20 protein-coding genes and 1 pseudogene are annotated in these 21,984 nt (G+C 74.8%); 13 read left to right on the forward strand and 8 right to left on the reverse strand.

Translation table 11 applies throughout. The annotated features are described in order from the left end of the window. Window positions 1–35 precede the first annotated feature (35 nt). Window positions 36–1,103: a ricin-type beta-trefoil lectin domain protein gene (locus ACIP98_RS05515; protein ID WP_401973875.1), complete on the forward strand. Its 1,068-nt coding sequence runs from the start codon at window positions 36–38 to the stop codon at window positions 1,101–1,103. Between the two features lie 70 nt (window positions 1,104–1,173). Here the strand turns inward: ACIP98_RS05515 and ACIP98_RS05520 are convergent, their stop codons facing one another. Then, window positions 1,174–1,620, reverse strand: coding sequence for a nuclear transport factor 2 family protein (locus tag ACIP98_RS05520; protein WP_319660488.1), 447 nt, complete (start codon window positions 1,618–1,620; stop codon window positions 1,174–1,176). Between ACIP98_RS05520 and ACIP98_RS05525 the strand changes: the two are divergent. From ACIP98_RS05525 to ACIP98_RS05545, 5 genes and pseudogenes are all read left to right on the forward strand, one after another. Further along, window positions 1,549–1,785: pseudogene (locus tag ACIP98_RS05525) on the forward strand (MarR family winged helix-turn-helix transcriptional regulator); the annotation flags it as partial. The gene ACIP98_RS05520 and the pseudogene ACIP98_RS05525 overlap by 72 nt on opposite strands. 350 nt (window positions 1,786–2,135) lie before the next feature. After that, window positions 2,136–2,783, forward strand: coding sequence for a VanZ family protein (locus tag ACIP98_RS05530; protein ID WP_401973877.1), 648 nt, complete (start codon window positions 2,136–2,138; stop codon window positions 2,781–2,783). Between the two features lie 109 nt (window positions 2,784–2,892). Further along, the gene (locus tag ACIP98_RS05535; RefSeq protein ID WP_319660491.1) at window positions 2,893–3,159 is read left to right on the forward strand and encodes a DUF6400 family protein; all 267 of its coding nucleotides are present in this window, start codon (window positions 2,893–2,895) and stop codon (window positions 3,157–3,159) included. Then, complete coding sequence (locus tag ACIP98_RS05540; protein ID WP_401973983.1) at window positions 3,146–3,376, forward strand: hypothetical protein; 231 nt, start codon at window positions 3,146–3,148, stop codon at window positions 3,374–3,376. Before ACIP98_RS05535 ends, ACIP98_RS05540 begins: the two co-directional genes overlap by 14 nt. 113 nt (window positions 3,377–3,489) lie before the next feature. Beyond that, on the forward strand, window positions 3,490–4,608 hold the full coding sequence (locus ACIP98_RS05545) for a chemotaxis protein (RefSeq protein ID WP_401973878.1): 1,119 nt from the start codon (window positions 3,490–3,492) through the stop codon (window positions 4,606–4,608). Window positions 4,609–4,680: 72 nt separating this feature from the next. On the opposite strand, the gene ACIP98_RS05550 is transcribed toward ACIP98_RS05545, so the two are convergent. Further along, window positions 4,681–5,127 carry an SRPBCC family protein gene (locus tag ACIP98_RS05550; protein WP_319660494.1) on the reverse strand — a complete coding sequence of 149 codons (447 nt, stop codon included), beginning with the start codon at window positions 5,125–5,127 and terminating at the stop codon, window positions 4,681–4,683. A gap of 256 nt (window positions 5,128–5,383) precedes the next feature. Here ACIP98_RS05550 and ACIP98_RS05555 point away from each other — a divergent pair, with 256 nt between their 5' ends. Next, on the forward strand, window positions 5,384–6,910 hold the full coding sequence (locus ACIP98_RS05555; RefSeq protein WP_401973880.1) for a S1 family peptidase: 1,527 nt from the start codon (window positions 5,384–5,386) through the stop codon (window positions 6,908–6,910). A 55-nt stretch (window positions 6,911–6,965) separates the two neighbouring features. Then, window positions 6,966–7,709: a class I SAM-dependent methyltransferase gene (locus tag ACIP98_RS05560; protein ID WP_401973882.1), complete on the forward strand. Its 744-nt coding sequence runs from the start codon at window positions 6,966–6,968 to the stop codon at window positions 7,707–7,709. Here ACIP98_RS05560 and ACIP98_RS05565 read toward each other — a convergent pair. Further along, a complete protein-coding gene (locus ACIP98_RS05565) occupies window positions 7,676–8,593 on the reverse strand; it encodes a DMT family transporter (RefSeq protein WP_401973884.1) in 918 nt (305 codons plus the stop codon). The genes ACIP98_RS05560 and ACIP98_RS05565 overlap by 34 nt on opposite strands. Before the next feature lie 48 nt (window positions 8,594–8,641). Between ACIP98_RS05565 and ACIP98_RS05570 the strand changes: the two genes are divergently transcribed. Together ACIP98_RS05570 and ACIP98_RS05575 are read left to right on the forward strand one after the other, a co-directional pair. Continuing rightward, window positions 8,642–9,595, forward strand: a complete 954-nt coding sequence (locus ACIP98_RS05570) for a LysR family transcriptional regulator (RefSeq protein ID WP_401973886.1) — start codon at window positions 8,642–8,644, stop codon at window positions 9,593–9,595. Between the two features lie 44 nt (window positions 9,596–9,639). Next, window positions 9,640–10,155 (forward strand): DUF664 domain-containing protein, encoded by a 516-nt coding sequence (locus tag ACIP98_RS05575; protein ID WP_401973888.1) that lies wholly within the window; start codon window positions 9,640–9,642, stop codon window positions 10,153–10,155. Window positions 10,156–10,174: 19 nt separating this feature from the next. Here the strand turns inward: ACIP98_RS05575 and ACIP98_RS05580 are convergent, their stop codons facing one another. Continuing rightward, the gene (locus ACIP98_RS05580; protein WP_319660500.1) at window positions 10,175–11,665 is read right to left on the reverse strand and encodes an MFS transporter; all 1,491 of its coding nucleotides are present in this window, start codon (window positions 11,663–11,665) and stop codon (window positions 10,175–10,177) included. 343 nt (window positions 11,666–12,008) lie between these two features. Here ACIP98_RS05580 and ACIP98_RS05585 point away from each other — a divergent pair, with 343 nt between their 5' ends. The 3 genes from ACIP98_RS05585 to ACIP98_RS05595 all read left to right on the forward strand — a co-directional run bounded on the left by ACIP98_RS05585 (window position 12,009) and on the right by ACIP98_RS05595 (window position 16,211). Beyond that, window positions 12,009–12,980 carry an AbfB domain-containing protein gene (locus ACIP98_RS05585; RefSeq protein ID WP_401973890.1) on the forward strand — a complete coding sequence of 324 codons (972 nt, stop codon included), beginning with the start codon at window positions 12,009–12,011 and terminating at the stop codon, window positions 12,978–12,980. Window positions 12,981–13,147: 167 nt separating this feature from the next. Beyond that, window positions 13,148–13,729, forward strand: coding sequence for a peptidoglycan-binding protein (locus tag ACIP98_RS05590; protein ID WP_401973891.1), 582 nt, complete (start codon window positions 13,148–13,150; stop codon window positions 13,727–13,729). Between the two features lie 295 nt (window positions 13,730–14,024). Further along, window positions 14,025–16,211, forward strand: coding sequence for an FUSC family protein (locus ACIP98_RS05595; RefSeq protein ID WP_319660503.1), 2,187 nt, complete (start codon window positions 14,025–14,027; stop codon window positions 16,209–16,211). On the opposite strand, the gene ACIP98_RS05600 is transcribed toward ACIP98_RS05595, so the two are convergent. From ACIP98_RS05600 to kdpB, 4 genes are all read right to left on the reverse strand, one after another. Next, window positions 16,174–16,719 carry a phosphohydrolase gene (locus ACIP98_RS05600; RefSeq protein WP_401973893.1) on the reverse strand — a complete coding sequence of 182 codons (546 nt, stop codon included), beginning with the start codon at window positions 16,717–16,719 and terminating at the stop codon, window positions 16,174–16,176. The two genes, ACIP98_RS05595 and ACIP98_RS05600, sit on opposite strands and share 38 nt — an antisense overlap. A 622-nt stretch (window positions 16,720–17,341) precedes the next feature. Next, the gene (gene kdpA, locus ACIP98_RS05605; RefSeq protein WP_401973895.1) at window positions 17,342–18,964 is read right to left on the reverse strand and encodes a potassium-transporting ATPase subunit KdpA; all 1,623 of its coding nucleotides are present in this window, start codon (window positions 18,962–18,964) and stop codon (window positions 17,342–17,344) included. A gap of 2 nt (window positions 18,965–18,966) precedes the next feature. After that, window positions 18,967–19,806, reverse strand: a complete 840-nt coding sequence (locus ACIP98_RS05610; protein WP_319660505.1) for a potassium-transporting ATPase subunit C — start codon at window positions 19,804–19,806, stop codon at window positions 18,967–18,969. Window positions 19,807–19,808: 2 nt separating this feature from the next. Further along, on the reverse strand, window positions 19,809–21,968 hold the full coding sequence (kdpB, locus tag ACIP98_RS05615) for a potassium-transporting ATPase subunit KdpB (RefSeq protein WP_319660506.1): 2,160 nt from the start codon (window positions 21,966–21,968) through the stop codon (window positions 19,809–19,811). Window positions 21,969–21,984: the final 16 nt, after the last annotated feature.

Here is a 21,984-nt window from a genome sequence, read left to right on the forward strand (position 1 = left end):
TTCGCGGCAGCCCCACCGATACGACAGGAGACGATGTGCCGTCCCCATCCGAGCCACGGCACCCCGAGGTGCTCGAAGGAGCACCCGAGCGCTTCAGCGAGCACTTCGCACGGCGCCCCGCACTGCCCCGCCGGGGGCTGCTGCCGGGCAAGCGGGTGTGGGCCGCGACAGCCACGGCGGCCGCCGTCGTCGGCTGCGCGGTGCTGGTGGTTCCCCTGCTCGCACAGATCGACGTGTTCCCCGAACACGGCGCCGACGGCGGCCCGGTGGCCGCCGCTCCGGCCGCCTCCGTGTCCGCCGGCACACCCGGGGAGGCGGGATCGGACCCCTCGGCGTCCACCGGCTCACCCACCGTCGGCACCCACACCGACTCCCAGAACTCCGGCCCGCGCGGCCTGGTGAGCGGCACGGGCGGCGGCACCGGCGGCGTGACGGGCGGCGGCGCCGGGACGGTCCTCACCGGCGGCGGCAACGGCACGGTCCACAGCGGCGGCAGCGGAGGCATCGCGGCCGCGGGCGGCGGCAGCACCACCGGCGGCGGCGGCAGCACGACGACCGGCACGACCGGCACGGGCGGCACGGGCTCCTCCGGCTCCGGCACCAACGGCTCCGGCACCACCGGCTCCGGCTCCGGCTCCGGCTCCGGGACGAGCGGTTCGGCCACCAAGCCCACCCCGAAGCCCACCAAGACGCAGCAGACCGTCACGGTTCCCGGCGTGCGCATCCGCAGCTCGGCCTCCGGACGGTGCATCGACATCACCAACGCGTCGGACGGCATCGGCCGCGACGGCAGCCGCCTGCGGATCTGGGACTGCGGCGGTGCTGCCTCGCAGAAGTGGGACTTCCGTTCCGACGGTTCGGTCCACTCCCTCGGTCTGTGCATGGACCTGGCCTGGGCGTCCACCGCCAACGGCACGGCGGTCCAGCTGGCCAAGTGCAACGGCGGCTGGGCGCAGCAGTTCGTCCTCAACAGCGCGGGCGACCTGGTGAACCCGCACGCCGACAAGTGCGTCGACGTCGTGGACAAGGCCACCGGCAACGGCACGACGCTGCAGCTGTGGACCTGCTACGGCACCTCCAACCAGAAGTGGTACCGCAACTGACGAACCGTCATATCGACCGGTACCCGCCGGCCGCCCCCGCCGCCGAGGAGGCGGCGGGGGCGTCGCCGGCTCAGGCAGCCGCGGCGCGCAGCGGCTCGTAGCAGTCGTAGTTCCGCTGCCCGGCGATCCGGCCGTCCCGGAACTCCAGGAACGTGCCGATGTGCGCCCGCAGCACGTGTCCTGCCGGCGGGTCGCCCAACGGGACGGCCAGGGTGCCCTCCCAGGCCACCTCCCGTGCGACCGTGTCCCGCGCGGCGACGGCGTTGACGCCCCCGAAGGTCTGCTCGCGCAGTCCCTGCCGCCCGCGTCGGGCCGCCTCCAGCGGTGCGGACAGGTCGCGCACCGCGCCCTCGGGCAAGAGGGCGTCGGGCAACTCCCGGTGAACCACGTCCTCGGTGAGGAAGCGGGCCAGTTCCTCACCGAACGCCCCGCGCGAGACGGCCTCGTGGTCGGCGACGCCGTCCGGGCGGAACTGGCCGCCCGGGGCTTCGGCGACCTGCGCCTGTCGCACGGCCACGTCTTCCAGCACCTCGTGCAGGGACAACCCACCGTCGGCGACCTCGCCGCGAGGCTCGGCATGACGCAGCAGGGCGCGTCCAAGGCCGTCGCCGAGCTCGAACGCCTCGGGTACACCGAGCGCGTCCCCGACCCCGGCGACGCCCGTGTGCGGCTCGTGCGCCTCACTCCACGCGGCCGCGAGGCCGTCGCCGCCGCACGCCGGGCCCGGGCCGCGCTGGAGGAGCGGCTGACCAGGCGCTGCGGAGCGGAATCCCTCGCAGCCGGCCGGGCGGTGCTCGCCGACCTGCTGGGGGAACTGGGCGGGGCCGCGCGGGTGCGCCGCCGCGATGTGCGCCCAGCGCGCCGACGGGGTGACCGCGCGGGCGGCGTACCGGCCGTTCCGTCCCGCCCGCGAAGCCCGGCCCCGGAGCAGGGCATCCTCCGCCGCTTCCGGGGTATCCGGTCGGAGGCGGGGGCCAGGACCGGAGGAGGGGCTCAGTGGGTCGGTCGGTGTGGCGCAGGAGATCGCCGGAGGTGCCGGAGGTACCGGAGCGAAGGCGCCGGTCGGTGCTGGCGACGGTGGGCCGGTGGGCGGCGATGGCTTTGGCGTTCGTCGCCATGGTGGCCTTCGGGGCGGTGCTCGCCCGCGCGACGCTCTCCCCCTCGTACGCCTCCGAGGGACTGGCGCACGCCAATCTCCACCCGGGAGCCTCGCTCCGCCAGTACTACGAGCGCTACACGGTGGCCGGAGCCGTCCGCCAGGTCGGCGGGAACGTCCTGCTGGGCATGCCCTTCGGTGTGCTGCTGCCGGTACTGGCGCCCAAGGCGCGCGGCGCGCTGCGGGTCGTGGTCACCACCGGGCTGGTGATGGTCCTCGTCGAGCTCGCACAGGGCGCGGTCGTGCAGGGCCGGGCCTTCGACGTCGACGACGTGATCATGAACACCACGGGCGCCCTGCTCGGCTACCTGCTCCTCGGCCGCCGGCTCGGCCGGGTCGTGCACGCCCTGCCCGAGCCCGCCGCGACCCCCGCGCCCGAGACCGCCCCCGCGGCCAGGAGCACGCCGCGCAAGGCCGCTCCCGCCAAGGCCGGCCGCCCCAAGGGCACGCCCGGCACGAGCACCGCGCGCAAGCCCTTCCGGCCCTTGGCGACCGTCCGCCGCGGGTTCGCCAAACGCCCCTGACCGGCATGGGGTGCGTCACATTCGGGGTTCGAGCACTTCCCAGCAAGTCCGGCATTTTGATACACACGTTTGATTGAACCCCGAGTGCCGCGGGAGCGGGCGAGCAACCATGAACCACAACGAATCCCCGGACCAGCTCCACACCTTCGAGCTCGACTTCACCGAGCACGAGACGGCCCGTCGCGCCGAGGTCGTCGCCGCCCTCGGCGACGACTGGGACCCGGTCGAGGTCCTGCGCGGCGAGGACGAGGCCCACCGCCTGCTCTACTCGGGACTGGACGAGGAGCAGGAGGCAGTGCACCGCATGCTCGTCGCCGCCGGCGTCCTGCCCGCCCGCGAGGAGACCGGGAAGGACGACGGTGCTGCTTCCGATTGACCCTTCGGCGGACCCCGCCCGCCGGGCCTGGATCCCGTGCCCCCGCTGCGCGGACCACGTCGAGTGCGCCACGTGCGCCGCGGGCCACAACTGCCCCGACCACTGGCGCTACTTGCTCTCCAACCAGGGTCCCGTGGTGCACCTGCAGTGCCCTTCCTGCACCCACATGTGGTCCTGGGACAGCGGCTTCGGCGCCCGGCACCGCGCCTCCGGCTGACCCGCCCGGTGGGACCCGTTCCCCGGCAGGCGGCCCGGCGCGGGGTGTGAAACGCTCGGGAGGTGGGCTGCCCCCGTCCGCGGGGAGCAACCGTGGACCTCAGGGAGGCAACCATGGAAACCGACGCCCTCACGGCCGGAACGCTGCGGGAGCTCCGCGCGACCAGGCCGTACCCAGCGGTGTCGCTGACCATGCCTACGCACCGGCGTCCGGACAACGCCCAGGACGCGGTGCGGCTGCGCAATCTGATCGCCGAGGCCGAACGCCGGGTCGAGAACGACCCGGACGCGTCCCGCCGGACCCGGATGAACATCAAGGGCCAGCTCCAGCGGGTCGCGTCCGAGGTGGACCTGCGGCATTCCCTCGACGGGCTGGTCATGTACGCCACAGAGGAGGACCACCAGTTGTGGGTCCTGCCGCGCCCGGTGCCCGAGCGCGTGGTCATCAGCGACAGCTTCCTCACCCGGAACCTGGTCGCCGCCAAGGCCCGTGCCCGCCCGTACTGGGTGCTCGGCGTCGCCGCCGACCGCGCGAGGCTGTGGAGTGGCACGGGGCGGTCGCTCCACGCCCATGAGGGCGACGGCTTCCCCGCGGAGCCGGAACACCTGGAGTGGGACCCCGAACGGCTGGAGCAGATCGGCGACCACCCGAGCACCTTCAGCAACGAGGAGACCCGGCGCTTCCTGCGCTCCGTCGACACCGCGCTGGCCGCGCTGCTGGGCACGGACGCCCGACCGCTGTACCTGGTCGGGCTCCCCGACGCCGTCGGGCTGCTCAAGGAGGTCGGCACGGCCTCCGACGCCGCCGTGGCCACCGTGCTCAAGGGCGGTCTGGTCGACGCCCCCGAGCCGACCCTGCTGCAGGAACTCGCCCCCGCGAAGGAGGAGTTCGCCCGCCAGGAGACCCAGCGGGTCGGGGCGCGGCTCGAGGAGGCCCGCAGCCGCCGCACCTTCGCCGCCGGACTGGACGAGGTCTGGGAGTCGGTGTGCGAGGGCCGGGCCGAGCTGGTCGCGGTCGAGGAGGACTACCAGCGCATCGTGAAGGTGTCGGAGGGCCACCTGGTCCCGGTCGACGGCGACGGCGAACAGGCCGGCGGCTTCGAGGGCGGTGTGCGCGAGGACATCGTGGACGAGGTCGTGGAGACCGCGCTCGACAAGGGCGCGGAGGTCGTCTTCCTGCCCCCGGACACCCTCGCCGAGCACGAGCGCATCGCCGCGGTACTGCGCTACTGACCCCGGCCCGGCCGCACTCCCGGGTGACGCGGGGGCGCGGCCGGACCCGGCCGCGGCGTGGTGCGCCGCGCGTCAGGAGGCCTCGACGGCCGCCTTGATGCGCTGCCCGAAGGCCGGCGCGTCCTTGCGGGCCGCGCTCAGGGCCAGCCCGACGAGCAGCTTGCCGACGCCGTGCCCCTCCAGCTCGTTGAAGATGCGCAGCCGCGTCACCCGCTCGGCGACCGGCTCCAGGTCGTAACCGCCCTGCGTCGCGGTGACCAGGTTCTTGGACTGCTCCGCCCAGCGGATCCGGTTGGGCGCGTCGAGCGCCGTGATCCGGAACTCCCGCCGGGTCTTCATCCCGGCGTCCTTGACCACGCTGGTGAAGATCGTGCCCACGGTGGTCGGACCCGCCGGGCTCTTCCTGATCTCCTGCACCCGGGGGCTGAACTCGGGGTCGTGCGTGCCTTCGGCGAGGTAGGCGAAGACCTCGCCCACGGACCGGCCGATCTCGACCACTGCCTCGAACTGTCCGCCCATCACGGCTCCTTGACGGCTCACCCCGGCGGCACGGACGCGCCGTCGCGGACGGCGCCCGCATGGCGCCTCTCCGTCACCATAGGTCCTCGCCCCGGCCCGGGCACCCGGGACGACCGCCCCGGCCCGCCTCACCCCCGCCCGAGCCGGCCTCGCGGACACCGGTCGCCGGGGCGGTGAGCACGCGGCGCGTACCGCACGTATGGAGGGTGGGCCCGGGTCCGCGGGTCCGCGTACGGATGCGGAAGTAGGGGTCTGGGTGAGGCGCACACGGCGTCACGTGCAGCGCGCGATACGGCTCGTGGCCGTCGCGGGAGTCGTCTGCGGCGGGGTGATGGTGTCCCAGGCCGGGGCGAACGCGTCACAGGACGGCGGCGGCAGCCACCGCGTCCTGGACGCCCCGGCCGACGGCGCGCAGAGCGTGGGGAGCGCGGCGGCCCTCGCCAGACAGCTGGAGAGCCGGCTCGGCGACTCCCGCACCGCCGGCAGCTGGGTGGACGCCCAGGGCCGCGCGGTGGTCGCCGTCACCGACGACGCGTCCGCGGCCGAGGTGACCCGGGCGGGCGCGCGGGCGAAGATCGTGCGCCACAGCATGCGCGAGCTGAGTTCGGCCGGTGACACGCTCCGCGAGGCACCACGGGTGGCGGGCACGGCGTGGTCGGTCGACCCGAGGACGAACACGGTGGTGGTCCTCGCGGACCGCACCGTCTCGGCCGAGGACTGGTCGCGGCTGAAGGACGTCGCCGACGGCATCGGGGACGCGGTCCGCATGGAGCGGACCACGGACACGTTCACCACCCGTACCGCCGGGGCCGCGCCCATCTTCACCCGGGGCAGCCGCTGTTCGGCCGGCTTCAACGTCACCAACGGCCAGGAGACGTTCCTGCTGACCGCGGGTCACTGCGGCCCGGTCGGCACCACCTGGTTCGGCGACAACCGGGGTGCCACCGGGGTCGGCACGACGGTCGCGAGCTCCTTTCCCGGTGCGGACTTCTCCCTGATCCGCTACGGCGACCCGGTCGGGGCCGACGACGACCGCGCGAGCGTGGTGAACCTCGGCGACGGACGGGCGGTGCGGATCAACGGGGCGGCCGAGGCACTGGTGGGACAGCAGGTCTTCCGCAGCGGCAGCACCTCGGGCCTGCACGCGGGCCGGGTCACCGGGCTGAACGCGACGGTCAACTATCCCGAGGGCCAGGTCGGCGGCCTGATCCAGACCACGGTGTGCGCCGAGCCCGGGGACAGCGGCGGCCCGCTGTTCGCCCAGAGCCTCGCCCTCGGCGTCACCTCGGGCGGCAGTGGTGACTGCACCTCCGGCGGCATCACCTTCTTCCAGCCGGTGACGACCGCGCTGGCCGCGCTGGGCGTCGGCATCCCCCGGGCCACGGACAGCGACGGCGCGACGCCGGGCGGCCAGGACTCCGGCGCGGCCCCGGCCTCCTCCGCGCCCGCCGGTACCCCGGGGACCGGCACGGGCGCCGGCGGCTCCACACCGGGCGGCCGGAACGAGCCGGACGGCCCCAACGGGCAGACGGCGCCCGCGGCCCCGGCCGCGCCGGCCGCTCCCGGGGCGCAGGGCGGGCAGAACGCCCCGGCGGTCCCCGGGGCCGCCGGTTATCCGGGCACGGCCGCCGACACCTCGGCCTTCGCCGCCATCAGCAGCGGCCGCGGCATCGGCCCCGGGGTGCTCGTCATCGCCATCAGTTTCCTGGGGCTGCTGGCCACGCTGTGGATCAGGCCCGCGAGCGGCGGAGGGGGGCACGCCTACCGCCGCCAGTGGAATTGACCACGGAAGGGCAAAGCTTTCGCCCGGTGGGCGCGCGGCGACGCAGGATGGGGGCATGACGACCATTTCCCGTGCCCGTTCGTTCGACAAGGCGGCCGCCCAGTACGCGGCGAACCGCCCCTCCTACCCGGTGTCGCTGCTGGACGCCCTGGAGGAGGTCGCGGACCGGTCGCTGACCGGCGCCCGCGTGGCGGACGTCGGGGCGGGGACCGGGATCGCGACGGCGCTGCTGCACGCCCGCGGCGCCCGCGTCGTGGCCGTGGAGCCGGGGGACGGCATGTCCGCCCAGTTCCGCCGCTCGCTGCCGGACGTGCCCGTCGTGCGCGGTGAGGGCGACCGGCTGCCGCTGGCGACCGGCGTCATGGACTTCGTGACGTACGCGCAGGCCTGGCACTGGACGGACCCGGCGGCGTCGGTGCCGGAGGCGCTGCGGGTACTGCGCCCGGGCGGCGCCTTCGCGGTGTGGCGCAACGACTTCGACCGCTCGGCGCCCTGGCTGGCGGACCAGGAGGCCCGGCTGCGGGCGTACTTCGGGCACGGCGGCGGGGCCCTGGGCGGCGGTTCCAAGGACCGGGTGCCGGAGGGGCCGGAGTTCACCGTGCGCCGGGTGGCCTGGACGCGGCGGGTACCGCTGGAGGTCCACCTGGGGAGCCTCGGCAGCCACTCCGCCTTCCTCGTGCTCGGCGAGGAGCGGGCCCGGGACTTCCTCGCGGCCGAACGGGAGCGGCTGACCTCGCTCTTCCCGGACGGCACGGTCGATGAGCCCTACGTCGTCACCTTGGCGGTCGCGCTCCGCTGAGCCCCCGCTCCCGGGACGGCGCCCGCCGGGGGCCGCCGCCGGTTGATGAGCACGACGCCGGCGATCCCGAGCGCCCCGCCGCCCAGTTCGATCCAGTGCGGGGTCTCGCCGAGCCACACGAAGGCGACGGCGACGGCGACCGGCGGGACGAGGTAGAGCGCCGCCGTCGAGACGGCCAGCGTCGTACGGGCGACCGCCCAGCCCCAGATCACGAAGCCCAGCGCGGAGGGCAGCAGGCCGAGGTAGACGGCGGACCCGATGGCGGCGGCGGGCGCGTGCGCCAGCGCCGCCACCGTCCCCGGCGCGAGCGGCAGCAGCAGCGCCGTCCCGGACCACATGGCGTAGCAGGCGACCTCCAGGCCCGTGCGGCGGGCCAGCAGCGGCTTCGTGGCCACGTGGTACGTCCCCTGGACGACAGCCGCCGCGAGAACGACCAGGGCCCCCGCGGAGACCCGCGCGCCGCCGTGGGCGAAGGCGATGACAACGGCGCCCGCGACGGCCACCAGGCTGCCGAGGACGATGCGCGCGGTCAGCGCCTCGCCGAGGAAGGCGGTGGCCAGCAGCACGCTGAACACGGGCGCGAACGCGACGAGCAGACTCGCGGTCCCGGCGGGGACGTGCACCTCGCCCCAGTTCAGCAGCACCTGGTAGGCGCTCATCCCGGTCAGCCCGCACAGCAGGATCAGCGGCAGGTCGCGCCCTCGCGGCCGCCGCACCCCCGCCAGCGGCGCCACGGCCGCCAGCGCCACCGAGGCGACCGCCAGGCGCAGGAACGACAGTCCCGCGACGCCGAGACCGTCGAGCCCGACGCGGATCGCGGGGAAGGCGGACGCCCACAGCACCACGGTGCCGGCGAGGGCCAGGGAGCGGGGGGAACTCTGCACGCCCTCCACTGTCCCCGCTAGGATTCAGAAGATCCAGTTACTCTTTCTATGCGGAACGAGAAGGTGAGCTTCGTGCTCGACGTCCGCCGGCTGACCCTGCTGCGCGAGTTCTCCGTGCACCGCACCATCGCCGCCACCGCCGAGGCCCTGCACCTGACCGGCCCCGCGGTCTCGCAGCAACTGGCCGCGCTGGAGCGCGAGGCGGGCGTCGCCGTCCTGGAGAAGCACGGGCGCACGCTGCGGCTGACCCCCGCGGGCCGGCTGCTCGTGGAGCACGCCGAGGTCATCCTGGGCGATCTGGCGTCCGCCGAAGCCGCCCTGGAGGGCCTGCGCGGCGGAGGCCGGGCGCCGGTGCGCGTCGCCGCGTTCCCCTCCGCCGCCCGCGTCCTGCTGCCGAGGACCTGGGCACGGCTCGCCGCCGGGGCCGCCGCGGACGGCACCGGCCCGGCGGAACTGCGCATCGCCGAGCACGAGCCGGACGCCGCCGCCGGCGCGCTGCGCCGCCGCGAGACGGACATCGCCGTGGTCCACGCGTACAGCCTGCTGCCCCGCGACGTCCCCGCGGGGTGCGAGCGGCACCATCTGCTCGACGAGCCCGTGCTGCTGGCCCTCCCCGCGGACCTCGCGGACCGGCTGCGGCTGGCCGCCGGGGAGCCTGCCGACCTCGCCGGCCTCGCCGGGGAGAACTGGCTGATGCCCGGGCCCGAGACCTCGTGCCACGAGCTGACCCGGCGGGCCTGCGGAGCCTCCGGGTTCGTCCCCCGGCCGGTGGCGCTGGCCTCCGACTTCGCCGTGCTCACCGCGCTCGTCGGGGCCGGGGCGGGTGTCGCCCTCGTACCGCGCATGGCCCTCCCCGCCGCCCTGGACGGCGTCAGCCTGCACCCGCCGGCCCGCCCGGTGACCCGTACCGTCTCCGCCCTGCTCGCCACGGGCACCGCGGAGCAGCCGGCGCTGCGCCGGGTCCTGGAGTGTCTCGTGGCCGCCGCCGGGGAGGCGGCCTAGCGTGGGGCGCAGCCCCCGGCCCGCACCGATCGCAGGGAGTACCCGTGAAGAGCGCCCGACTGCTGGTAGACGCCTTCGGCCGGATCCAGGAGGTCGTCCACGAGGCCGTCGACGGCCTGTCGCCCGACGAACTGCACGCCCGCCTGGAGCACCGCTCCAACTCCATCGCCTGGCTGGTCTGGCACCTCACACGGATCCAGGACGACCACGTGGCCGACGCCGCCGGCAGCGAGCAGCTGTGGACCGCCGACGGCTGGGCCGACCGCTTCGACCTGGCCCTGCCGGTGTACGACACCGGGTACGGGCACGTCCGCAAAGAGGTCGACGCGGTGCGGGTGCCGACGGGCGAGCTGCTGACCGGCTACCACGACGCCGTCCACGACCACACCGTGGGCTATCTCCGCACCCTGCACGAGGCCGACTTCGAGCGTGTCGTCGACGAGAGCTGGGACCCGCCCGTGACCCTCGCCGTCCGGCTGGTCAGCGTCGTCTCCGACGACCTGCAGCACGCCGGCCAGGCCGCCTTCCTGCGCGGCCTGGTGGCCCGTCGCACGCGCTGAGCCGGACGGCCGCGGGGTCTCAGCCCTTCGCGGCGGCGGTCCGCCCGGACTCGTCGACGGCGCTGAGCGGCGAGGCCAGCGACTCCAGGCTGCGGCGCTCCGCGCGCACCCCGATGGCCGCTTCCACGCCCCCGGCGAGGATCATCAGCACGGCGCCGATGCAGAAGGCGAGCGTGGTGTCGGACGGCTTGCCGCTGCTGACCAGGCCGTTGAAGAGCAGCGGGCCGGTGATGCCGCCGAGGGCCGTGCCGACCGCGTAGAAGAACGCGATGCACAGCGCCCGGGTCTCCAGCGGGAAGATCTCGCTGACCGTGAGGTACGCGGCACTGGCACCCGCCGAGGCCAGGAAGAGCACGGCGGTCCAGCAGGCGGTCATCGTGAACGCGCTGAGCACGCCCTGCTGGAACAGCCAGGCGGTGCCCAGGAGAAGCACACCGGAGCCGATGTAGGTGCCGGAGATCATCGGTTTGCGGCCCACCGAGTCGAAGAGGTGGCCGAGCAGCAGCGGTCCCATGAAGTTGCCGACCGCGATCACGGCGAAGTAGTACCCGGTGTCGCCGTTCGGGACGTCGAAGAACGTGGTCAGGATGACGGCGTAGCCGAAGGTGACGGCGTTGTAGAGGAAGGCCTGGCCCGCGAAGAGGGAGAGGCCGAGGATCGTGCGCCGGGGGTAGGTGCGGGTCACCGTGCGGGCGATGGTGAGGAAGCCGATGTCGCCGCGCGGGGTGATGAGGATGCTGCCCTCCGGCTCCGGAAGCCGTTGCCCGGTCTGCTCGTGGACCTCGCGCTCGACGTCCGCGACGATGCCTTCGGCCTCCTCGGCCCTGCCGTGGACGAACAGCCAGCGCGGGCTCTCCGGCACATGGCGGCGGACGAGGAGGATGACCAGGCCCAGGACGACACCGATGGCGAAGGCGAGCCGCCAGCCGACGTCGGTGGCGAACAGGGCGGTGTTCAGCAGGGCGATGGAGGCGAAGGCGCCCACCGCCGCGCCGACCCAGAAGCTGCCGTTGATGATCAGGTCCACCCGGCCGCGGACCCGGGCCGGGATCAGCTCGTCGATCGCGGAATTGATGGCCGCGTACTCGCCGCCGATGCCGAAGCCGGTGAAGAAGCGGCACAGGATGAAGAACCACGCGGTCCACGAGAACGCCGTGACCGCGGTCGCCACGAGGTAGACGGCGAGGGTGACCATGAACAGCTTCTTGCGGCCGAGCCGGTCGGTCAGTCGGCCGAAGTACAGCGCTCCCAGGCACGCCCCGGCCACGTACACCGCCGCCGCGAGGGTGGTGACCTGGGCAGTGCTGATGTCGATGCCGCTGCCGGACTCCGCGAGGCGGCCGGCGATGTTGCCGACGATGGTCACCTCGAGGCCGTCGAGGATCCAGACCGTGCCGAGCCCGATCACGATGCGCCAGTGCCAGCGGGTCCAGGGCAGCCGGTCCAGCCGTGCGGGCACGTCCGTACGGATCGATCCCGGGGGATCGGCGTGCGCGGTCGACCCTGCCATGGGGCCACCTCCTGGCGTTCTGCGTACGGGGCGGGTTCCGCAGGCGCGCCTTCCCGCCGACCGGTCCGTTCATGCCAGGGGGATGGGCCGGCCGGGGCGGGCGGCGGCGCGGCCGGGGCGGGCGGCTCCGGGCCGGTTCGCGCGTCAACCCGAGGGGCGGGAGGGGAAGTTGGGGGGTCGTACAACAGCGACACCACTGGGCAGGAGTTTTCACCGAAGCCCCACGGAAACCACCCGGTCTCGCTAATCTCGCCGATCACGGAAGGCCGCGGACCAGCCGAGCTGCCGGGCAGCCGGAACCCGCGCCGTCCGTCCCCGGCCCGACAGCCACGGAGCACCCCACGTGACAGCGCAAGAGCCCGACGGCCCCGACGGCCTCGACGACGATGAACTGGACGTCTTCCAGCCGCGACGCGCCGCCCCCGCCGCGCGGCACCCGTTCCCGGGCTTCGACGACGACGCGTGGACGCGGTCGGCGTCGCGTGCTCCGTTACGCGTCGCCCTCACCGCACCGGGCCGGGCGGAACCGGCTCCGCGGCGCCAGACGCGGGCGCTGCGACTGGTCGTGGGCACCGCGGTGGTGGCGGTGTGCGCCCTGCTCGCACCGGTGGTGTTCCACGACACGGCACCCGCGCCCGGCGAGGCCGCGGCCGAGCAGGCCGCGCTCGCCCAGCCGCCGGACGGCCCGGCGGCCGCGCCGGGGACGCCCACGACGGGAGCGGTGAGGGCATCGTCCTCGCCCCTGCCCTCCGCCCCGCGGATCCAGCCGGCCTCCACCCGGATCCCGGCGGTGACCACGTCCCCCGCGAACAGCCCCTCCGGTCCGTCCCACCGCACTCCCGCCGCGCCCCGGTCCGGCGGCGACGGCCCTCACGCACCCCGGGGGCACCGCCTGTCGCTGCGGTCCGTGAACTTCCCCGAGCGCTTCTGGAGCGCGGCCGGGGACACCGGCCGCCTCGACGCCGTCGGCGCGTCCTCCACCCGCGCGGCACGCCGGGCCGCCACCTTCGTCCTCGTCACCGGACTGGCCGACGCGCGCTGCGCCTCCTTCGCCACGACGGACGGCCGCTACCTGCGGCACGAGGGCTTCCGCATCCGCCTCGACCGGCCGGACGGCTCCGCGCTCTTCCGCGAGGACGCGACCTTCTGCGCCCGGCCGGGCATCGGGCGGGGCACGGTCTCCTTCGCGTCGTACGACCATCCGGAGCGCCTGCTGCGGCACCGCGACTTCCGGCTGCGCCTCGACCCGTACCGGCACGACTCCTCGTACCGCGCCGACAGTTCGTTCCGGATCGCGCCGCCCTGGGCCGGCTGACGGGCCGTCGGCATAGCGCAGTGCGGCCGCGGGCGGGACGGGTTCGCCGATTCCCGCCGGGAGTGCGTCAGTTCGGTCCTAACGTGGGCGAACCAGCAGGGCCGAGGGGGGAGACAAGGGGTACCGCAGTGCCGAACCCGTCCACCGGAGGGCCGTCACGGCGCCGCATGATCGAGCCGACGCGGGTCATCCCCGCACGCGAGTCCGCGGCCGCGGGCAGTTCCTGGGAGGAGTCCCTCGACCTCTTCCGCCCTGCCGACGGCGCCGCCCCGCCCCCGCGCGGGAGCGGCCCAGGCTCTGACACCCAGCCCCTGCCGCCTCCCGTCCGGCGCCCCGCGCCGGCACCGCCCCCGGCTCCTCCCGTCCGGCGGCCCCGCTCGTCGCGCACCGCCCGCCTGACCGGCCTCGGCGCCCTCGTCGCGGGCGCCGGCGCGGCCGGCTTCGGCCTCGCCCTCGCGCTCTTCTCCCCCGCCGCCGCCCCCGCCGTGCCGGTCACCACAGCGCCGCCCGCCGCGCGGACCGTCTCCGGCGTACTCCGGGAAGGCGACAGCGGCCCCGCCGTCAGCGACCTCCAGTCCCGCCTGCTGCGCATCCCCGACGTCTACACGGGCGGCGCGGTCGACGGCCGCTTCGACCGCCGCCTCGCGGCAGCCGTCGCCCGCTTCCAGGTCTGGTACGGCATCCGCGGCGACGAGAGCGGCGAATACGGCGACGCCACCCGCCACGACCTCGAGTCCCGCACCCCCTGAGCCCACGAAGCACCGGACCGGCCCGGCCGCCCGCCCCGACAACCCGTGGTTCGCTCCGGCTCACGATCAGCGGCGTGCGAGCATCCCGCACCGTCACCGCACCGCGCATGCCGGACAGACTCCCGAGCGCCCCTGCCGCCCGACCGACCCCACCACCGGACGAAACCCGTCGGGCATCCCCCGAAAGGGCACGACGGCCCGGCAGCCGGGAGCAGTCCGCGACGACGGGTCCCGCCCCGCGCGCGGCACGCGCGTCGCGGTGGCCCGGTGTGATCGGGCGGCCTACCGTTTGACGATGGGATGGGCGCGTCGGAGCGGACTGGAGTGGCTGCGGGCCCGCGATCCGGGGCTGGCGGCGGTGCGGCGCTCGGCACGGGTGACCGTGGTGGCCTGCACGGGCTTCTATGCGGCGCGGTACGGGCTGGGCGACCGGACGGTGGCCATCTACGCCCTGTTCGGCGCCGTCGCGGCGGGCGGCCTGTCCTCGGTTCCCGGGACGCCGCGCGAGCGGGCGCGCACCCTGCTGGCGGCGCTGCCGGTCGGCATGGCGCTGGTGGCCCTGGGCACGGTGCTGGCCGCGCACGCCTGGACCGCGGCCCTGGGGATGCTGGTCGTCGGCTTCCTCGTCTCGTTCAGCGGGGTCGGCGGCCCGAAGCTGGTGGGCCTCGCCAACGGGCTGCAGCTGTTCTACATCCTTCCGTGCTTCCCGCCGTACGCGCCCTCGACGCTCGGACACCGGCTGGCAGGCCTGGTGGCCGGGATCGTGCTGACCTGCGTCGCGGAGGTATTCCTGTGGCCCGCGCCGTGCCCGGGCCGGTACGAGCACCGGCTCGCGCGGGCGGCGCGGACGGCCGCCGACGCACTGTACGGGCTGGCGGCGGACCCGCCCCGCCGCCGGGACCCGGACGCCCTGCTGAAGGCATCGCAGCAGCTGCGGATGAGCCACGTGCCGACCGACGAGCGCCCCGCGTCGGCGTCCGCACGCGACCGTGCGCTGTCCGAGGCCGCCTCGCAGATGCGGCACCTGCTCGCGCAGACGCGGCAACTGACGGAGTCGGCCGACGAGGGGGCGCCCCCGCCCGAACCGGCCGCCATGGGACTGCTGCTGACCTCGGCGGCGGCCTGCGAGGACGTGGACCGCGCGCTGACCGGCCGGGCCCCGCCGCCCATGCAGGCCGTCTGCGGTGCCGCGGCGAGCGCCTTCGAGTCGCACCGCGTACGACCGCGCGGGACGGGCACGGACTCCGCCACGATGGTGCGCAACGGCGCGCTCGCCCTGGACATCACGCACACGGCGGACTCCGTCGTCACGGCGGTCCGGATCGCGCTCGGCGCCCGCATCCCGCCGGACAGCACGCCGCCCGGGGCCCGGCCCGGGGCCTTCTGGTACGCCGGGCGCCCCACGGCGGAGCTGTACTACCACCGGCTGCGTGCCCATCTCACGCCGCGGTCGGTGTACTTCCAGAACGCGGTGCGCATCGCCCTGGCCCTCGCGGCGGTCCGGCTGGTCGTCGGCGCGCTCGGCCTGGAGCACGGCTTCTGGGCGCTGCTCACCACGCTCACCGTGATGCGCACCAGCGCCGTGGACACCCGTACCGCGCTGTGGCCCGCGCTACGCGGAACGCTCGCAGGCGCCGTGATCGCCGCCGGGATCCTGTACGTCGCGGCCGGGACGCCGCTGGTGTACGCCGCGCTGCTGCCGCCGTGCATGCTGCTGGCCTTCGCGGCGGGCTCGGTGCTCGGGCCCGGCTGGGGCCAGGCGTTCTTCACACTGACCGTGGCGGCCGCGTTCACCCAGATCGCCCGCAGCGGGCCCGAACTGGCAGCCGCCCGCGTGCTGGACGTACTCACCGGGGCCGTCACGGGTGCCGTCGTCGGCCTGCTCGCCTGGCCGCACGGCGGAACCGGCGAACTGCGGCGCGCCTGCGCGCGCGTCCTCGATCAAGGCTCCCGCGCGGTCGCCGACATCACCGAGACCATCACCGAGGGCGCGCGGGCCACCGACTCGCTGCCGCGGGTCCGGCTCGCCCAGCTGATCTTCGAGGCGACCTACGCCCAGTACGCCACCGAACGGCACGGTCCCCGGCAGGCGTCGTCCGGGGACACCGACTTCCAGGTGATCATGCTGGCCGGGAACCGCGTCATCACGATGGGGCAGATCCTGCTGGACAACTGCCCACCGGGCGCGCTGTCCGCCTGGCCGCTGAGCGCCGCGCACCTGCGCGACGCCGCCCATCACCTGCGGGGCATGGCGCTGCCGTTCAGCTACGACCTGCGCCTGGGCCGCGAGCGCCGCTCCCCCGGGGACCCGGAGCCCGGCGAGGTGCCGACCGACCGCACGGTCATCCACGACGTCTGCACGGCCTCGGCGGGCCGGGCCCCTGACCCGCTGCTGTACTACGCCGTCGACGCCGCCATCTGGCTGGCCAGTCTCCAGGCCGCGATCACCGCGGCCCGCCCGGCGCCCGCCGCTCCCGACTGAGCGCGCTCGGCAGTTCGGCGAGCAGGTCCGGGTTGACGACGGCGAGGATCGCCGCGACGTCCTCGCGGGAGGCGGCCGGCCACAGCACCGCGCGGGCGGCCCGGTACTTGGCGGCGAGGCGTTCGCGCGCGGCGGGGTCGAGGCGGACCGCGCGGTCCGCCCGGCTGTTGTGGGCGTTGTCGGCGATCTTGACCAGCGTCGCGTCCCGGCTGCCGGTGATCGTCCGCAGCTTGTCCTCGTAGGCGACGCCCGGCTGGTTGGTGACCTGCTCGACGACGGCGACGACGCGGTCGGGAACCCCCACGGCACGCAGCCGCCCGGCGGTCCATGACGTGTCCTCGATGACGTCGTGCAGCAGACCGGCCATCTGCAGCTCGGGCCCGAAGGGCGCGAGCCCCGCGGCGACGGCACGGACGTGCTCGACGTACGCCACGCCGATGCGATCGGTCTGGCCCTCGTGCGCGCTGCTCGCCAGCGCGTCGGCGTCCTCGACGCTGTTCACCCTCACGGCACCCCATCCTCCGGGGCGCCGCGCGGCCCGTCCAGCGCCTGCGGCGAACGCCCGTCGGGCGGCGCGGCCGTGCGCGACCGGGGTGAACCGGCGCCGGCCGGCGCCTTGGCGCCCGGGACCGCACCGGCGCCGCCGGGCGCGGCAGCGGTGAGCGGCCGTCCCCAGGCTCCACGGACCGCGCGATCACCCCCCGGGGGGGGCGAACGCTCGTCCGCCCCTCCCGCGGATACGCGTGCCAGAACGCACGGACAGGGCCCTCCCCCGACCGGCCTCCAAGGCCGCGCCCCGCGGCCCCCAGGAGCCACCGACGACGCGATCAGCATTCGCGGCGGAACGTCGCCGGAGCACCCGGCGGCCGACGCGGGCGCCGGACCGGGACATGCGCCCGCACCCCGCCGAGAGCCCGGCTCGCCCAGTCGCCTCACGGGGCGGGCCTGGCCCGCCCGCAACCGGCGCGGCCCGGCCCGGCCCGCCGCGGCAACGGCCCGCGCGGACGCCGGAACCCCGTGCCGCGCTCGACCCCATGAGACAACCGGCCCCGACGCGCGCGAGCCGGGCGGGTGGCCCGAAAGCGCGGACCGCCCGCCCGGCCCCACCGGGGACCCGCCACGCCCCGCCGCTAGAGCAGTCCCTCCGCGACCGGCCCGAGGGAGAGGACCGGCAGGAAGTTGAGCAGCGCCAGGACGAGTGCGGCGCCGGTGGCGAGGACGACGAAGTTGACGCCGTAGGGCCGCAGGGTGCCGACCGTGACCACGCCGGGGCGCTGCCGGGCGAGGCGCCCGGCGAGGGCGAGCACGAACACGATCGGCAGGTAGCGGCCGATCAGCATGGCGGCCACCATGAGCAGGTTGTGGAAGTCGGTGGCCCCGTTGAACCCGGCCATCGCGCTGCCGTTGCTCGCCGTGTTGCTCGTGTACGCGTAGATCAGTTCGCTGAGCCCGTGCGGTCCCGCGTTGCCCATCGACGCGCGGCTCTCGGGCAGGGCGACCGCGATCGCGGAGCAGACGAGGATCGCGGTGGGCGCGACCAGGGCGTAGAGCACGACGTGCCGCATCTCGCCGAAGCCGATCCGCTTGCGCAGGTACTCGGGTGTGCGGCCGACCATGAGCCCGCCGATGAAGACCGCGACCAGGACCGCCATGAGCAGGCCGTACAGCCCGCTGCCGGTGCCGCCGGGCGCGATCTCGCCGAGCATCATGCCCGCGAGGAGCACGCCTCCGCCGAGGCTGGAGAAGCTGTCGTACGAGGCGTTGGCCGCGCCGTCGGCCGACGCGGTGGCCGAGACGCCGAACAGGGTGCTCGCCGGGACGCCGAAGCGGGTCTCGGTGCCCTCGGTCTGGCCGCCGACGGCCGCCGTCACGGTCCCGGTGTGCATGCTCTGCGCCAGGTTGCCCGCCACCAGCAGCAGGCCGAACAGGACGCCCACGACCGTGAGCAGGGTCCAGCTCTGGCGCAGGCTGCCGGCCATCCGGCCGTAGGTGCGGATGAGCGCGGTCGGGATCAGCAGCATGAGCACGATCTCGACGGTGTTGGTCCAGGCGGAGGGGTTCTCCAGGGGGTGGGCGCTGTTGGCGTTGAAGAAGCCGCCGCCGTCGCCCGACAAGAGTTTGATCGGCTCCCAGGAGCCGACCGGGCCCGCCAACTGGTCGGCGCCCGACAGGTGCTGCGGCACGCCGAACGCCATGAGCAGCAGCCCGGAGACGACGGCCAGCGGCAGGAACACCCGGAGGACCGAGCGGATCAGGTCCACCCAGAAGTTGCCCAGTTCGTCGGCGCCGTGCCGGACCAGGCCGCGGACCAGCGCGAGGGCCGCGCAGATGCCGACGGCGCCGGAGGCGAAGGCCTGGGTGCCCAGGCCCGCCATCACGGCGAGGTGACCGGTGGTGGACTCGCCGGCGTAGTTCTGCCAGCTGGTGTTGGTGGTGAAGCTGACCGCGGTGTGCAGGGCGAGCGGCCAGGGCATGCCGTCCCGGCCGAGCGACCACGGCAGCCGGTCCTGGAAGGTGAAGAGCGCGAAGAGGGCGGCGATGCTCGCGGCGGAGAAGGCCAGGAGCGCGAACAGGTAGTGCCGCCAGTTCTGTTCGCGGTCGGGATCGATGCCGCACACGCGGTACAGCAGCCGTTCGGGGGCGAGGTGGCGCCCGCCGTCGAGGGCGCGGGCGAGGTAGTCGCCGAGCGGTACGTGCAGGCCCACGACGACGGCGATGACGAGGGTGGCCTGAAGCCAGCCGTAGACGGTCATGCTCAGGCTCCCTGGAGCGGACGGGCGCGGTCGAGCGCGTTGTTGAGTGCGACGACGTCGACGGCCGGCTCACCGAGCACGCCGAGGGCGCGGCCCGTGGTGAACCGGGCGACGAGGGCGCGGACGCTGCTCTCGGGCAGGCCGCGCTCGCGGGCGACACGGGGGGCCTGGAGGCGCGCGTAGGCGGGGCTGATGTCCGGGTCGAGGCCGCTGCCACTGGCGGTGACGGCGTCCGCGGGCACCACGGGGCGGGCCGGGGCGTCGCCGCGTACGGGGACGACGACGGCCTGGGACCAGTCCGCGTCCGGGGCGGCGCACACGACGGCCACACCCTCGTACGAGGCGGCGAACGGCCGTGCGGGGCACGGCTGGTTGAGGCTGACCACGCGTTCCACGGCACCGGTGGTGCCGCCCGCGCGGAAGACGCCGAGCACGGCGCCGACGCCGTCGGCGGTGCAGTAGGGGCGCGAGCCGTCGACGTGCTCCAGCTCGCCGACCGCCTTGCTGCGCGTGCAGACCTGGGTGAGCAGGCTCGGCTTGTCCGGGGTGTCCACGACGCTCTCGGGGCCGAGGTTGCCGGCCGCCGAGGCGGCCGGGTCGTAGCCGGCGCCGGCGTTGGAGGGCCGGGACTGGAAGTAGCCGGGCAGCGGGCGGCCCTTGGTGTCGGTGTACGACCTGCCGAGGGCGGTGCCGTGGGCGGTGTGGCGTAGCCCTGGCAGCTGTCCGAGCGCGGTCATGCCGAGCGGGTAGGCCAGGCCGACGAGCAGGGTGAGCGCCACGACGACCCGCACGGCGGCCAGGTGGTGGGCCGCCCAGTGCGGGAGGCGGGTGAGGGCAGGCATGGTCAGATCCCGGGGACGAACTGGACGAGGGCGAGGTCGATCAGCTTGATGGCGAGGAAGGGGACGACGACGCCGCCGAGGCCGTACACCCACAGGTTGCGGGTGAGCAGGGCGGACGCCGAGGACGGCCGGTAGCGCACGCCGCGCAGGGCGAGCGGGATGAGCGCGACGATGACGACGGCGTTGAAGACGACGGCGGACAGGATCGCGGAGGCCGGCGAGTGCAGCCGCATGATGTTGACGGCGTCGAGGGCGGGGTAGACCCCGCCGAACATGGCCGGGAGGATCGCGAAGTACTTGGCGATGTCGTTGGCGATCGAGAAGGCCGTCAGCGCCCCGCGCGTGATGAGGAGTTGCTTGCCGATCTCGACGATCTCCACGATCTTCGTGGGGTCGGAGTCGAGGTCGACCATGTTGCCGGCCTCCTTGGCGGCCGAGGTGCCGGTGTTCATCGCCACGCCGACGTCCGCCTGCGCCAGCGCCGGGGCGTCGTTGGTGCCGTCACCGGTCATCGCGACCAGGTTGCCGCCTTCCTGCTCGCGCTTGATCAGGGCGAGTTTGTCCTCGGGGGTGGCCTCGGCGAGGAAGTCGTCCACCCCCGCCTCCTCGGCGATGGCGCGGGCCGTCACCGGGTTGTCGCCGGTGATCATGACGGTGCGGATGCCCATGCGGCGCATCTCGTCGAAGCGTTCGCGCAGGCCGGGCTTGACGACGTCCTTGAGGTGGATGACACCGAGCACCCGGGCGGGGCCGTCGGCCCGGCGTTCGGCCACCGCCAGCGGGGTGCCGCCGGAGGCCGACACCTGCTCGACGTACACGTCCAGGCCGGCCGGCACCGTGCCGCCGCTGTCGCGCACCCATCCGGCGACCGCCGACGCGGCGCCCTTGCGCAACTGGCGCCCGCCCCGGGGCAGGTCGACCCCGGACATGCGGGTGACGGCACTGAACGGCACCCACTCGGCGTCGGGCAGATCGAGTTCGTCGGCCCTGTGGTGGTTCAGCGTGAAGTGCTCACGGGCGTGGGTGACGATCGACCGGCCCTCCGGGGTCTCGTCGGCGAGGCTGGACAGCAGGGCGGCCTGGGCGAGCTGCTCCGGCTCGACGCCTCCGATCGGCAGGAACCCGCTCGCCTGCCGGTTGCCGTAGGTGATGGTGCCGGTCTTGTCGAGCAGCAGGGTGTTCACGTCGCCCGCCGCCTCCACGGCGCGTCCCGACGAGGCGAGCACGTTGCGCTGCACCAGACGGTCCATGCCCGCGATGCCGATCGCCGACAGCAGGGCCCCGATGGTGGTCGGGATGAGGCAGACCAGCAGGGAGACCAGGACGATCCCGGTGACGCCGTCGGCGGTCAGCGCGGTGCTGTCGGGAGCGGCGCCGGTGATGCCCTTGGAGAAGATCGCCATGGGCTGGAGCGTCACGACGGCGATCAGGAAGACGAAGGTCAGCATGACCAGGAGCAGGTTGAGGGCCAGCTCGTTGGGGGTCTTCTGCCGGTTGGCGCCCTCGACCAGGGCGATCATCCGGTCCAGGAAGCTCTCTCCGGGTTCCTGGGTGATGCGTACGACGATGCGGTCGGACAGCACCTTGGTACCGCCGGTCACGGCGGAGCGGTCGCCGCCGGACTCGCGGATGACGGGTGCGGACTCCCCGGTGATCGCGGACTCGTCGACGCTGGCGACGCCCTCGACGACGTCGCCGTCCCCGGGGACCAGTTCGCCGGCCGCCACGACCACCCTGTCGCCGCGGCGCAGGGCGATCGCGGGGACGGTCTTCTCCCCCGTCGCCGTCAGGCGGCGGGCGGTGGTCTGCCTGCGGGTGCGGCGCAGGGAGTCGGCCTGCGCCTTGCCGCGGCTCTCGGCCACGGCCTCGGCGAGGTTGCCGAAGACGACGGTGAGCCAGAGCCACGCGGTGATCAGCCACGCGAAGAGCGAGGAGTGGGCGACCGCGAGCCCGGTGGTGAGGGCCGCGCCGATCTCGGTGACGAACATGACCGGGTTGCGGAACAGCGTGACCGGGTTGAGCTTGCGCAGCGCCTCCGGCAGGGCGAGCCACAGCTGCCGGGGATCGAGCAGCCCGCCGCCGACACGGCGGCCGTGGTCGGGACCGGGCGGTTCCGCCGCGCTCTGCGCGGCCGGTCTGACGGGGGCTGGGGCGGTGGTCATCTGAGCTGCTCCGAGG

Origin of the sequence: Streptomyces sp. NPDC088354, assembly GCF_044753585.1 — a bacterium.
Classification (GTDB): Bacteria; Actinomycetota; Actinomycetes; order Streptomycetales; family Streptomycetaceae; genus Actinacidiphila.